The following is a 12,687-nucleotide window of genomic DNA, read 5'->3' as shown; positions in this document are numbered from 1 at the left end:
ACTCCCCGCAGTCAGGTTTCCGATCAAGCCGCCGCGCCGGCCGCATTCGCCGGCCGGCCCGGTTGCTGAAGGCTGCTTGCAAAGTAGGTGCGCAAGCGCCGGCGAGCCGAAGCCGTAAGCGAGATCCACACACGCCTGGCATCGCGCGGGTCCGCCCTGCGGGCGATCAGACCCTGGTTTTCGAGGAGCTGGATCCAGCGCAGCCCCGTGGCGACGGGCACGTTCGCCCCGATGCATGCGCTCGTCGTGGAAACCTGACGGTTCTCGCAAGCGGCGATAAACAGGTCGAGAAGCATGTCCCAAGCCGGTTCGCCGAACAGATCCGCATCGAACATCTCCGCGCGTCGACGGCGATCGCGATAGAGTTTCTTGGCGATCCCGAGCGACAATTCTTCGGCGTTGAACGCGGTGCGTGCCTGATCGGCAGCATCGATGGCGCCATCGATCGATGCAGAGGCAAGACGGCTCCGGACATCACCGACCAGCGCTTCGAGTTCGGAGGCAAGGCCAGACAGACGCCCTTGCGCCGGACATTCAGACAGATCCGCAGACGCCGCACCAACGGCTCCGCATCCGACCTCCACCACGCTCTGCGCTCTTGCCATCCTTCTTAATCCCCGAAACTGTCGAAAGGGGCGGCGCCCGCGTCGCTTCGATGTTGATAAGAAAATTCCGAGATTTACGCGCATATACAATGGCATAATTTCGGGATGAGGCGAGCGGCAGGCGTGATGAACGGTTTTCCGCGCATTTCCGCCATGATTGCGGGCCAATCGATTGCCGAAACCGATCCGGCGACCGGGCAACTTATTTCCAGACGGCTCTAAACTGTTAATTATATGCAATAAAATTCGCGCCGACTCGGAATGCGAGCCATAACGGCATGGCCATGGCAATGCCGAACGGCCAACGGCCCGAAACCCGGCGATCGGGGGGATCGCCGGGTCCGGGCCGCCTGGTGGAGACAGGCGATTGCGCTGGACGATCTTAACGCAGCAGCGACAGCACGTTCTGCTGGCTCTGGTTGGCCTGCGCGATCATAGCCGTCGACGCCTGGCTCAGGATCTGGGCCTTGGCCATCGCGGTGGTTTCGGCCGAATAGTCGGTGTCCTGAATGCGCGAACGCGCGTCCGACAGGTTGGTGATGTTGTCGTTCAGGTTGTTGACGACCGATTCGAGGCGGTTCTGGCCCGCACCGAACGAAGCGCGCGCGGCGTTCACTTCACCGAGCGAGGTGTCGACGTCACCCATCGTGGTGGTGGCGGCCGAAGCGCCGGTCACATCGAACGTAACCGCGGCGATGCCCTTGCTGGTGATGTCAACGGTATCGCTGGTGTCGGCACCGACCTGGATCGTGAAGGTGCTGTCCGAAGTACCGAACACGGCATTGCCGTTGAACTTGGTGTTGGTCAGCACGTTGTTGATCTGGGTCGACAGTTCCTGGACTTCCGCGTCCATGTAGCCGCGGTCCGAATCCTGGTACGTGCCCGAAGCCGACTGAACCGCCAGTTCGCGCACGCGCTGCAGCATGTTGGTCACTTCGTTGAGCGCACCTTCCGCCGTCTGCGCGAGCGAGATGCCGTCGTTGGCGTTGCGCACGCCCTGGCTCATGCCCTTGATCTGCGCCGTCATAGTGGTGCTAATCGCGAGGCCGGCTGCGTCGTCCTTGGCGCCGTTGATGCGCTTGCCGGTCGACAGGCGCTCCATTGCCGTTGCCGCCATCTTGCCAGCCGAGTTTGAGGCGTTGGCAGCCTTGATGGCGCTGATGTTGGTGTTGATAACCGCCATTTTTTCTCTCCAGTGAGATCGTTCCCGAAAGACTGCCTGATCGTCATGGGATCGGGCCGTCGAGGCAAAGACCGGCAGAAAGTTGCCGGGTTTAAGGGTGCCGCCTGCCGGAATCTGCCGGACATCAGGGCTGACACTAGGGGAAACCCCGCAGCTTAAAGTTCCGGCCCGTTTGACGTTTTCGCGCGAAAAGACCCTCGGAAGACATGGTTAAGACGGGGGTTCAGAAGATGAGTCGCGGTAAAACACGATTGCACATTTCGGATGCGGCGAGCCGTCTGCACGCGCCGCTGACCCAACGTGCAACGGGCATCGCGGCAAGCTTTGGCGGCGCCAGCGTGGAAGTGCGGGACATTTCCGACAAGATCCCTGCCGACCCGCGACGACCCTCTGTGATGCTTGAGCGCGCGGACAGTTGCTCTATCGCCCGCCTCGCCGGCGGTCAGCGCCTGGTGCTCCGCTACACCGACGGCGCATCGCCCGGCGCGCTGGCCGCGCTGATGGCCTGTGCTTCGGCGCCGGGCGCGCCGATTGCGGCCGACCCCGAAAGCCTTTCGGTGCTGGCGCTTGCCGAACGCATCGCCGCCAGCGAGATTCCCGTCCTGATCAACGGTCCGACGGGAACCGGCAAGGAAGTCCTCAGCCGCTTCATCCACGAGCGCTCCCCCCGCGCCGACAAGCCGTTCATCGCGATCAATTGCGCCGCCATGCCCGAGACTATGCTCGAGGCCATGCTGTTCGGCCACCAGAAGGGCTCCTTCACCGGTGCCAATGCCGCTGGCGAAGGCTTCTTCCGCGCCGCCAACGGTGGAACGCTGCTGCTCGACGAGATCGCCGAGATGCCGCTGTCGCTCCAGGCTAAACTGCTGCGCGCACTGCAGGAAGGCGAAGTCGTTCCAATCGGTGCGACCACCCCGGTCAAGGTTGACGTTCGCGTGATCGCCTGCGCCAACCGCGATCTACCGCTCGAGGTGGAAGAGGGGCGCTTCCGCGCTGACCTGTTCTACCGCCTCAACGTCTTTCCGCTCGCCCTGCGTCCATTGAGCGAACGCAGCGAAGACATCGCCCCCCTCGCCTTTGCGATGATCCTGCGGCACGTGCCCGCCGGGCAGGCGATTCCTTGGCTATCGGACGCTGCAATCGCGATGCTCGCCTGCCACGCCTGGCCGGGCAACGTGCGCGAGCTGGAGAACGTGATCCGCCGCGCGCTAGTCCTTGCCGGCAACGCCCACGAGATCGGCCCCGAGCACATCGCGTTCGACCGCGCCGTGCGCCTCGCCGGAATCGAGGCGCAGCCCGAGACGGCATCGGCTGGCGGAAAGCTGTCCAACATCGTGCAGCTTTCCGAAGCGCGCGCGATCCTCGCCACGCTGGAAGCATGCGGTGGCAGCCGTGTCGCCGCGGCGCGCCAGCTCGGCATTTCGGAACGCACGTTGCGCTATCGCCTGGCCAGCTTTCGTGAGGCCGGCATCGCCTTCGGCGGGCTCGCTGCGGGAGGCAGGCGATGAGCGGCATCGGCGCCATTGGCGGCGCAACCGGCGTTCAGCAGATCATGGCCCTGCGCCAGCAGATCGTCGAACGCTCGCAGCTGCTGCAGCAGATCCGTAACCCGGGCGATGCGACCGCTGAAACCGGTGGTACCGCTCCAGCTGGCGGCTTCACCGGTGCGCTCAAGTCTGCGCTGGAACAGGTTTCTGCGACGCAGCAGAAAGCCGACGTTCTGAGCGAGGGCTATGAAAAGGGCGAAGTCACCGACGTCGCCAAGGTCATGCTCGCCCGGCAGGAATCCGGCGTCGCCTTCGAAGCCACGCTGCAAGTCCGCAACAAGCTGCTGTCCGCGTACCAGGACATCATGCGGATGGGGATCTGATAGATGGCGGATCTCGTTCCCGCGTCCTCCGGCACCCTGCCGGCAGGACCGGCACCATCGTTGCTTGCGCCGTTGACCGATCCGGCCGGCGGCCCGGTGCTCACCCGCATCGGCCAGTTCATGGGCCAGCCGCCGGTGCGGCGTGCGCTGCCATGGTTCGGCGGTGTCGCCGCTGCGGGGCTCACGGGTCTCCTGTGGCTGACCATGGCGCCTGCACCGCAACGCGTCCTGTATTCGGACCTTTCGGACAGCGAGCGCGCGCAAGTCGTCGCGGCGCTCGACAAGGCGTCGATCCCCTACACCATCGACAACGCCACTGGCGCCCTGTCGGTGGGCGAGGACGATCTCTACAAGGCCCGCATGGTCGCCGCCTCCGACGGTGCGATCGCGACGCCCGAAACGGGCGAGCAGATGATCGACAAGCTGCCGATGGGCGCCAGCCGCACGGTCGAAGGCGAACGGCTGCAAGCCGCGCGCGAACGTGAGCTGGAACTGACGGTCATGCAGATCGACGGGATAGAGGCCGTCCGCGTCCATCTTGCGGAACCGGAAAAGTCGGTCTTCGTGCGCGAGAGTTCGCCACCGTCGGCCTCGGTCATGGTCAAGCTCGCCCGCGGTCGACAGCTGTCCGACAGCCAGGTCGCCGCGATCGTGAACCTGGTCGCTGCCTCGGTGCCGGGCCTTTCGATCGATGCGGTGCGCGTGATCGACCAGCACGGCCGGCTGCTGTCGTCCGACAAGCCGGGCGACAACGATCGGCTAGAGATGCAGGGACGGATGGAAGAAAAGCTGCGCCAGCAGGTTTCCGCCCTCCTCACCCCGATGCTCGGCGAAGGTAACTTTTCGTCCGAGATCCAGGTCGAGCTCGACATGGACCAGACCACGTCGGCACGCGAAAGCTACGACAAGAACGGCGCGGTCCGCCAGGAATCGCAGTCCGCTTCCCAGTCTTCGGGGGCCGGTGCGGCCGCTGGCGTGCCCGGCGTCCTCTCCAACACCCCGCCTCCACCGACCACGCCCCAGCCGGGCGCGCCGGGCGCCACGCCGACTCCGGCGGCAACCCCCAGCGCTGCACCCACCAACGGCGAAAGTTCGTCGACCAAGACCTATGAACTTGGCCGCGAGGTGGCGGTGGTCAACGCTGGGCCCGGCAAGATCAAGCGGCTTTCGGTCGCGGTCGCGCTGTCTGGCGCGATCATGGCCAAGGCCAAGCCGGCGGAGATCGAACAGATCAAGCAGCTCGTCTCCGCCGCCGTCGGCGCGGACACGACCCGTGGCGATCAGGTGGCCGTGGCGGTGCGTAGCTTCCAGCCAGCTGTGGTGACCCCGCCCAAGTTCTGGGAAACGCCCTGGTTCGCAATGATCCTGCGCAACGTGGTGGCGCTTTTGGCGGTGCTGATGACGCTGCTGCTGGGTGTGCGGCCGCTGATCAAGGCGCTGAAGCGCGATCCCGCCGCGGCAGGCGGCAAGGCGCGCAAGAAGAAGGGCAAGGCTGGCGACGAAGATGAAGATGCCGAAGCGGGCGATGGTGACGAAGATGGCGAGGGTGTCGAAGGGGCAAGCGCGGCGACGCGGCCGGCCCAGCTCACCAACCCCGCCACCGGCCAGATCGACCCCGAACTGCTGAGCGCCCAGGTCGGCCTCGCCCAGCGGCTGGTCGCAGAAAAGCCGGACAGCGCGGTCGAAGCGCTGCGGCAGATGCTCAGGGAACCTGAAGAGGAAGGCGCGCGATGAGCGAAATGAGCGCAATCGAGGGCGACGCGACGATCAGCGATCCCGAGCGCGCGGCCGTCATGGTCATGCTGCTGGACGACGATCAGGCGGCCCACCTGCTGTCGCAGCTCGAACCTGGCGAACTGCGCCTTCTCGGCGAAAAGATGTGTGCACTGGGCGAGATCGGACCCCGCACGATCGCCCAGGCCATCGTTGGCTTTGTCGAAAAGACCGAGAAGCTGGGCCTGACCGCGCATGATCGCGTGGGCCAGGTGCGCACGCTGATGACCCGCGCCGTTGGAGAAGTGAAGGCCGACAGCCTGATGCAGCGCATCGCCCCCGAAGCGGCGAGCGCCACCAGCTCGCTGGAGCTGGCACGCTGGCTGACGCCGCAGGTGCTGGTGCCGCTGGTTCGCGATGAACATCCGCAGGCGATCGCAGTGCTGCTGGTCCAGCTCGATCCCGAGGTGGCCGCTGCGGTCCTCCACGCCCTGCCGGACGCGATCCAAACTCAGGTGGTTCACCGCATCGCCACGCTGGGCCCGGTCGCGCCCGAGGCGATTGTGATGCTGGAAGAGATGCTCGCTCGGCGCATCACCGAATGCCACGGCCGCGCCGCGCTCACCATGGGTGGCCCGCGCGAAGCCGCCGACATCATTAACGCGGCCGCCCGCGCGGTCGAAAAGCGGGTCATGCCCGAGATCGCCAAGCAGGACAAAGCCCTGGCCAAGGCGATCGAAAACGAGATGTTCAAGTTCGAGCACCTCTACGTGCTCGACGACAAGTCGATGGGCTCGCTGCTGCGCGAAGTCGATTCCGACACGCTCATCGCCGCGCTCAAGGGCATTCCGGAAGAACAGCGCGACTGCTTCTTCCGTGCCATGTCCAGCCGCGCCGCCGACGGCGTGCGCGACGAAATCGCCGGGCGCGGTCGCATGAAGATGGCCGAAGTGATCGAGGCGCAGAAGGCGATCATAACCGCCGCCCGCCGTTTGTCGGCCGAAGGCGTGATCGTGTTCGGCGCGGGCGACGACGATTATGTCTGAAATGCTGCATGATCGGTTCGCCCTATCCAAGCCACGCGCACACGCCCTTGCCGACCTGATCGGCCTCGGTTCGGGCCCCTTTGCACGCGACGCGCGCTTCGTGCCCGCGGGCGAGCGCACCGCGATCGAGGCTGCCTCGCTTTCGCGTGGAGCCGCCCAGCCCGAGGAAGATCCCGTTCAGCAGGCCTTCGCCGACGGCTACGCGCAAGGGGCAGAGGATGCGCGGCGTGCTGCGCAAGTCGAACAGGCCGAGGCCGATGCCGCGCGCCACCGCATCGAGACGGCGCTCGTGCGCATGGACGAAGCGCTTGTCCACCAGTTGCACGATCGCCTGCGCCAGACGGTTCTCGCCTTGTGCGACAGTCTGCTGGCGGGCGTCGCGACCGATGCGGAAGCGCTGGGACGCAGGGTTTCGGCCGCAGCCGCAATGCTGGCGAGATCCGACGATGCACGCGTGATCCGGCTTCATCCCGAGGACCTGGCCTTGGTTCATGCCCGTCTTCCCGAAGCCTGGCACTGCGAGCCCGATCCGGCGCTGGAACGCGGCGCGATCCGCGTCGAAGGCGCGCATGGCGGCGTCGAGGATGGCCCCGAGCAGTGGCGCCGGGCCATCGAGGACGCGCTCAGGCAATGCTGAACACGGCCATGTTGAGCCCCGCCATTCCCATGCTCGGCCGCTTCGCCGAAGCGCATCCAGACTTTTCCCCGCGCCGCTTCGGCCTGCTGTCCGCCTGTGACGGTGGCCTGCTGGAAGTAAGCGGGCTGTCTGTGCCGATCGGCACGCAATGCCGGATCGCGCACGGCGCGGGCTCGCTTGCCGCCGAAGTCATCGGCTTCCGCAACGGCAACACGCTGATGATGCTGCTGGGAGACACGGTGCTGCTGCGCCCTGGTTCGCGCGTCCGGCCCGAAGGACGGCCCGGCATGCTCCCGGTCGGGGAAGCCTTTCTGGGCCGCGCCGTCGATGGCGAAGGCAAGCCCATCGACGGGGGCCCAGCGATCGAAGCGAGCCGGGAATGGCCTTCGGGCGGCATACGCGCCGGCGCGCTCGACCGCTCGCCGGTACGCCTTGCCTTCGACACAGGCGTACGTGCGCTCAATGCGCTCACCACGTTCGGCGTTGGCCAGCGCATCGGCGTGATGGCAGGTTCAGGCGTCGGCAAGTCCGTGCTGCTCGACATGATCGCCCATGGCGCCGAGGCCGAGATCGTCATCGTCGGGCTGATCGGCGAACGCGCGCGCGAAGTTTCCGATTTCGTGGAACGCCACATGCACGGCAGCAAGCGCGAGCGCAGCGTCGTCGTCGCCGTGCCGGCCGACCATGCGCCAAACCTGCGCATTCGCGGCGCGATGCTGGCAACCAGCATGGCCGAATACTTTCGCGCCAAGGGCAAGCGCGTGCTGCTGATCATGGATTCGCTTACCCGCGTCGCCCACGCCGGCCGCGAGATCGCGTTGCTGCTGGGCGAGCCCGGCACGGCACGCGGCTACCCCCCTTCTGCGCTCGCCACGATCACCAAGCTGGTCGAACGCGCCGGCAATTCGGCGGCGAGCGGCGGTTCGATCACTGGGCTCTACACCGTGCTCGCCGATGGCGACAACCAGGACGATCCGGTCGTCGACACGGCCCGCTCGATCCTCGACGGTCACATCGTCCTCTCGCGCGATCTGGCCCAGCGCGGACAATATCCCGCCATCGATATTGCCGCCTCGTTGAGCCGCGTGATGAGCGATATCACCGCGCAAGACCATCAGCAGCTCGCCCGGCAGTTCCGCGCTCTGGTCGCAACCTACGAGGCGAACCGCGACCTCGTGCTGATGGGTGCCTATCGCAACGGCACGGACCCCCAGCTCGATCGCGCGATCACCATGCATGATGCGCTCAGCGGGTTCCTCTCCCAGAGCCAGCGCGAAGTCATCGCAATGGATGCCAGCATCGCGGCGCTAACCCGCCTGCTCGGCCATGAAGGCTGAGCGCGCCCGTCTCGCGCGGTTGCAAAGGCTGGAACGCATCCGTGACGTGGCGCGGCGGACCGCGCTGGCCGAGGCGGGCAAGGCCGAAGGCACCCTCGCCCAGCTCGAAGCCCTTGGCCACCGTACCCGCACGCTGGTGAGCGATTACGGCGCGCGTGGCGATGCGACCGATGCCGGATCGCTGCAGCAATTGCACAAGTTCATCCGCGGGCTTGAGCGGATCGCTTCGGGCAACGAACGCGATGTCGCGCGGGCTCGCACGATCGCCGATGCGCGGGCGGCCGAAGCCGCCGAGGCCGAACGTCGCCGCGCTGCCGTTCAGGATCGCGCCGAAGAGCAGGCCCGGCGCATCGCTCGGCTGCAGCAATCGAATGCGGCCCCGGCAGCGGCGCAACGTCGCAATCGCGACGAAAGCTGAGCGACTTCGGACCGATGCCCCAAACTGGCACGCATCTTGAAGAGTGTGTCCTGTCAGATCGTTGAGGAGGATCCGTTTCATGGTCGAGATTGCCGCCAATGCCGCAAACACGATTTCCCTCGGCGATACCCTTGCGGCGCTGACCGCCGGTACAACCACGAATTCCGCCACCGCAAGCCCGAATTCGCCCGGTTTTGCCGAGGCGCTCGTCAACGCTCAGGCGCTGAATCCCGAAGGATCGACCGGCGGCAAAGGCTTGCAGGACGTTGCCGCCCGGCAGAGCCTTGCCGCCGCCGTTGCCGCCACCGGCCAACTGCGACAGTCAGGTCTTGAGCTTTCAGGGGCCGCCCCTGCACGTATGCCCTCATCCACGATCCAAGCGAACGCGACGACCGACGATGCGACCACCGACGAAACCACTGATTTCGTCCAGGCCCAGCTGACAGCTCTCCCGATTGCAGGTGAAGCCGCGGCGCAACTGGCACGTGCAATCCTGTCGGCACCGACGACGACGCTTTCCGCCCCATCAGCGACCAATGCGGCCCCTTCAGGCGTCCAGACCCTCGCCACGACGCTTCCCCCCAAGGTCACCACGACCGTGGAAGAAGCGGCAACGCCAAGCGCGAAAGGGTTGGACACCACGGCGATCGCGCTGACAATGGAAACCCCGCTTGACGGACAAGCTACCAAGGCTGGGGCCTCTGCTACCTTCAGTGCCACGGCCACGGCTCCCGCCACCGTCACGCGAACCATCACCGAGGCAGAGCCGGAAGCAAAACCAGGCGTCACCGCGAAGACCTTCAAGTCTGCCGCAACACAGACCGCCACGACGACGGCGCCATCGACGACAAGCCGCACCGGATTGCCCGAGCCATCCCGCGAAGACGTCCCGATGCCGGCCGAGTCCCCGGCATCCGAGGTCATCGTGGCAGCCAAGGCGATCCAGGCGGAAGACAGTGCGGGCGCATCGCCCCGCAACACCGCTGGCTCGCAGCGCGAAGACCGGACCGCCACCTCCGACAAGGCCCTGCCAGCCCGGGTGGCCGACGCCATCCAGAGCGAAAACAAGCCTGCGGCAACAAGCAGCCGGCTCGACAAGGCTGGCGCCACGAGGTCCGAAACGCAGGCGGACGCTTCCGCGACCGCGCAAACCGCCGTGGCACCGGGCACAACCACGCCGATCCAGACCACCAGCAACAATGCCCAGGTCGCCTCTGCGCTGAACGACCAGACTGTGCAGAAGCCGGTGAGCTTCGGCACGCTCGTCGACGCGATCGCCCGTGCGCGGACCGACGCGGAAGGTTCGGCGGCACCGATAGCGGTCGCGCTCAACCATACCGACTTTGGCAAAGTCTCGCTGCGCTTCAAGGCCGAAGAGGACGGCCTTTCCGTCGCCATGTCCAGCAGCGACCCGGGCTTTGCGCCGGCGGTAGCATCGGCCAGCGTGACCGCCGCCTCCGCCGGCCAGCAAGCATCGGCCAGCCAGCAGGATGCGAACCGAAACGAAGCGACGGCGCGCCAGTCGCAACAATCGCAGCAGGCCCAGCTTGCCGACGCGGGCGCTGCCGGCACCGGGGCGAACGGCCAGAGCCAGGGCAATGCCGCGCAGGCCGGGCAAGGCGATCCGCGCCAGCCCGCAACGCGCGGAACGGCAACCGCCGGCACCGCCAGCCCTTCCACGCGCGATCGCGCCACGACCGCAACGCCGCAGAACAATTCGCGCCACGGCATCTTCGCCTGATCCGCGCCGTTAGACCTTTCGGGAATCCAGCATGAGCGAGAAGAAAGACAAGGAAGCCAAGGCCAAGAAGAAGGGCGGCGGCAAGATGATGATCATCGGCGTGGCAGTCGGGATGCTCGCGATCGGTGGCGGCGGTGCCTACGGCCTCGTCGCGGCTGGAATCATCGGCGGCGGCCATGAAAAGGAAGTCAAGGAAGACAATCGCCCTAAGCTGATCAAGAAGGGGGAAGAGGATCCGTTCGCGCCCAAAGCCAAGGAAGGCGAAGGCGAAGGCGGCGAGGGTAAGGAAACCGAAGGCGAGGGCGGTAGCGAATATCGTACCGTTTACTACAGCTTCGCCGACGAGTTCACCTCGAACCTCAAGGACAGCGACGCGCTCGTCCAACTGTCGGTCGCCTGTTCGACCCGGCGCGATTATCGCGTGATCCTGTGGCTGCAGAAGCATGAGCTGGCGATCCGCTCGGCGCTGCTCGACGTGCTCGCCGAAACGCCCGAAACCGACATCCAGTCGAGCCAGGGCAAGGATCGCCTGCAGAAGCGGATGACCGCTGCGATCAACAAGGTCCTGACCCAGACCGAAGGCTTTGGCGGCGTCGATGCCGTCTACTTCAAGTCCTTCATCGTCCAGTGAATTTCCACTTTCCGACGGACAGCACGAACATCTGACGATGCAGCCCGAACGCTCACTCATCGCCGAAAGGCCTCTTGCCCGCCATGCGGCGGAGCTGGTGCGGCCCGGCCCGGGCCCGGCCGAGCTCCTGCCCGCGCTGGCGCGCGCCAGCGAGCGCATGGCGCGGTCCATGCGGGGCGCGCTTGCGCTGCTGCTGGGTGGCGAACCGCCGATGGTCGAATGCGCGGCCCCGGAAGAGCTCGTGCTTCACGATCTGGCGGGCCGGGTTCCGGGGCTTGCCGCCTGGAGCATCTATCGCGTGGCGGGCACGGGCGGACGCCTGCTCTCGGCGATCGACGCCGAAGTTGCGCTGCGCCTTGTCGACCGCGCCTTTGGCGGCCCCGGCCATGCCCCCCACCCTCTTCCGCGCGAATTGCCGCTTTCTGCCGAACTGATGGTGCAACGCATTGAAGCCGTGCTCGCCAACCAGTTTGCCGCTGCCACCGGCCTGCGCACGGCCGAGGCCATTACCGCGATAGCGCGCGACAGCAACCTTGCGCAGCTGCAGCCCTACAGCGCCGAAGCCCGCCTCGCCGTGCTGACGTTGTCGGTCACCGAACCTGGCGGCACGCCGTGGGAAATGCGGCTCGCGATCCCGATGCCAATGCTCGCGGAATTCTTCGGCCAACCCGAAAACGCCCCCCGCAAGCCCGCACGCCGGATCAAGCCGGCTTCGCCCGAAGATACACCCTACGCCGATGTGCCTTTGCCGGTCACGGCGGTGCTCGTCGATGTGGCGCTGCCGCTCTCGGTGCTCTCGGCGCTCGAAGTCGGGCAGGTGCTTTCCGTACCGATCGCCCGTTCCATCCCGCTGCGCGTCGCCGACCGGACGGTCGCCCACGGCAGCATCGGCGCGGTCGATGACCGCGTCGCCGTCCAGCTCACCCAGCTTTCCTGAAAAGAGGCATAGATGACCTTCCAGACCCGCGGCTTCGATTTCCTCAAGGACGTCGATGTCCGCCTGACCGTCGAGCTCGGCCGGACCGAGATGAAGCTCAAGGACGTTCTCGCGCTTGCCGAGGAAAGCGTCGTCATGCTCGACCGGCTGACCGACGAACTGCTCGACGTGATGGTCAACGGCAAGCTCATCGCGCGTGGTGAGGTCGTGGCGCAAGGTGATCGCTTCGGCCTGCGCATCGTGGAACTGGTCGGCCAGCAGGTCGCGCCGCGCGGGGAAGCTGCCTGATGCTCTGGTACATTCTCAAGCTGGTCATCCTGCTGCCGCTGATCGGCGGCCTTGCCTGGGCTAGCCTCAAGTTCGCCAAGCGGATGGAAGGCAAGTTCGGCACCACCACCGGCGCCCGCTCGGTCAAGATCGTCGAGACGCAGATGTTGAGCCCCACGCTCCGCCTTGCCGTGATCGAATTCCGCGGGCGGGAGATCCTTGTCTCGGCGAGCAAGACCGGTCTTGTCCCGCTCGCCGAAGCGCCGGCCCGCACCGACCGCGCCGCGGACGAGGTTTGAAGC

Annotated in this window: 14 protein-coding genes; 12 read left to right on the top strand and 2 right to left on the bottom strand. The window is 66.3% G+C overall.

Annotation, left to right across the window (positions count from 1 at the left end; all coding sequences use genetic code 11):
• Positions 1-23: 23 nt before the first annotated feature.
• The gene (locus HHL27_RS04615; protein WP_169492224.1) at positions 24-806 is read right to left on the bottom strand and encodes a hypothetical protein; all 783 of its coding nucleotides are present in this window, start codon (positions 804-806) and stop codon (positions 24-26) included.
• A gap of 181 nt (positions 807-987) precedes the next feature.
• A complete protein-coding gene (locus HHL27_RS04610) occupies positions 988-1,788 on the bottom strand; it encodes a flagellin N-terminal helical domain-containing protein (RefSeq protein WP_169492223.1) in 801 nt (266 codons plus the stop codon).
• A 230-nt stretch (positions 1,789-2,018) separates the two neighbouring features.
• Here HHL27_RS04610 and HHL27_RS04605 point away from each other — a divergent pair, with 230 nt between their 5' ends.
• The 12 genes from HHL27_RS04605 to HHL27_RS04550 all read left to right on the top strand — a co-directional run bounded on the left by HHL27_RS04605 (position 2,019) and on the right by HHL27_RS04550 (position 12,684).
• The gene (locus HHL27_RS04605; protein ID WP_169492222.1) at positions 2,019-3,296 is read left to right on the top strand and encodes a sigma-54 interaction domain-containing protein; all 1,278 of its coding nucleotides are present in this window, start codon (positions 2,019-2,021) and stop codon (positions 3,294-3,296) included.
• Positions 3,293-3,658, top strand: a complete 366-nt coding sequence (fliE, locus tag HHL27_RS04600; RefSeq protein WP_169492221.1) for a flagellar hook-basal body complex protein FliE — start codon at positions 3,293-3,295, stop codon at positions 3,656-3,658. Before HHL27_RS04605 ends, fliE begins: the two co-directional genes overlap by 4 nt.
• Positions 3,659-3,661: 3 nt before the next feature.
• Positions 3,662-5,392: a flagellar basal-body MS-ring/collar protein FliF gene (fliF, locus tag HHL27_RS04595; protein ID WP_169492220.1), complete on the top strand. Its 1,731-nt coding sequence runs from the start codon at positions 3,662-3,664 to the stop codon at positions 5,390-5,392.
• Entirely contained in the window at positions 5,389-6,417 is a 1,029-nt protein-coding gene (gene fliG, locus HHL27_RS04590; RefSeq protein WP_206069401.1) for a flagellar motor switch protein FliG, read from the top strand. The genes fliF and fliG overlap by 4 nt, the downstream gene beginning before the upstream one ends.
• Entirely contained in the window at positions 6,410-7,054 is a 645-nt protein-coding gene (locus tag HHL27_RS04585) for a FliH/SctL family protein (protein WP_240959380.1), read from the top strand. The genes fliG and HHL27_RS04585 overlap by 8 nt, the downstream gene beginning before the upstream one ends.
• Positions 7,055-7,062: 8 nt before the next feature.
• Complete coding sequence (locus tag HHL27_RS04580; protein WP_169492780.1) at positions 7,063-8,391, top strand: FliI/YscN family ATPase; 1,329 nt, start codon at positions 7,063-7,065, stop codon at positions 8,389-8,391.
• Positions 8,381-8,809: a hypothetical protein gene (locus HHL27_RS04575; RefSeq protein ID WP_169492219.1), complete on the top strand. Its 429-nt coding sequence runs from the start codon at positions 8,381-8,383 to the stop codon at positions 8,807-8,809. Before HHL27_RS04580 ends, HHL27_RS04575 begins: the two co-directional genes overlap by 11 nt.
• A gap of 79 nt (positions 8,810-8,888) precedes the next feature.
• Entirely contained in the window at positions 8,889-10,550 is a 1,662-nt protein-coding gene (locus HHL27_RS04570) for a hypothetical protein (protein ID WP_169492218.1), read from the top strand.
• 31 nt (positions 10,551-10,581) lie between these two features.
• Positions 10,582-11,181, top strand: coding sequence for a flagellar basal body-associated FliL family protein (locus HHL27_RS04565; protein ID WP_169492217.1), 600 nt, complete (start codon positions 10,582-10,584; stop codon positions 11,179-11,181).
• Between the two features lie 37 nt (positions 11,182-11,218).
• A complete protein-coding gene (locus HHL27_RS04560) occupies positions 11,219-12,118 on the top strand; it encodes a FliM/FliN family flagellar motor switch protein (protein ID WP_169492216.1) in 900 nt (299 codons plus the stop codon).
• Between the two features lie 12 nt (positions 12,119-12,130).
• Positions 12,131-12,406: a flagellar motor switch protein FliN gene (gene fliN, locus HHL27_RS04555; RefSeq protein ID WP_169492215.1), complete on the top strand. Its 276-nt coding sequence runs from the start codon at positions 12,131-12,133 to the stop codon at positions 12,404-12,406.
• Complete coding sequence (locus HHL27_RS04550; RefSeq protein ID WP_169492214.1) at positions 12,406-12,684, top strand: flagellar biosynthetic protein FliO; 279 nt, start codon at positions 12,406-12,408, stop codon at positions 12,682-12,684. Before fliN ends, HHL27_RS04550 begins: the two co-directional genes overlap by 1 nt.
• Positions 12,685-12,687: the final 3 nt, after the last annotated feature.

It is taken from the genome of Novosphingobium olei, assembly GCF_012927405.1.
Classification (GTDB): Bacteria; Pseudomonadota; Alphaproteobacteria; order Sphingomonadales; family Sphingomonadaceae; genus Novosphingobium; species Novosphingobium olei.
Note: the sequence above shows the minus strand (reverse complement) of the source record. Positions and strands in the feature narration are given on the sequence as shown.